The following is a 415-nucleotide window of genomic DNA, read 5'->3' on the forward strand; positions in this document are numbered from 1 at the left end:
GGGAGTTGCTGTTCATACCCTAAGGCTTGGTTCAAGACGCGAGTTAAGCGATGAATCCATTGATTAGCTTGTGCTTGGCTCATGCCAAAAAGAAAACCTTGAACGTCCTGGGTCGGGTAAAGGCGAACGTACACCAGGATGAACAGGAGCTTATCCTCCAGGTCGCTCAGGTGCGCTTTGCGACCTGCCCCCATGGCTCGCTGCCGGTCTTTGCGCTGAAAGGTGTCTTGAATGAAGCTGTCCCAAGCATTACCAAAGCTGGGCAACAAGACCTCAAACTCTTGCAGTCTTAGCCCAGTCAAACTGCACAGGGTCCGGGGTTTTGTCCGCAACTCAGCGTAGGTCATTTTCATCGGCTCACCCTAGTCTAGGCTCCTAGTAACGATTCTATCAGCTCAATTTCCGATAAGGTCTA

The 415-nt window shown here is 51.3% G+C and carries 1 protein-coding gene; it reads right to left on the reverse strand.

All coding sequences use genetic code 11. The features are described 5' to 3' along the window. Window positions 1-302 (reverse strand): transposase family protein (locus tag JUJ53_RS13835; RefSeq protein ID WP_204152627.1); only part of this gene is annotated, 302 nt, incomplete at its 3' end. Window positions 303-415 lie beyond the last annotated feature (113 nt).

The sequence above is a fragment of the Leptolyngbya sp. CCY15150 genome (genome assembly GCF_016888135.1).
Lineage (GTDB): Bacteria > Cyanobacteriota > Cyanobacteriia > RECH01 > RECH01 > RECH01.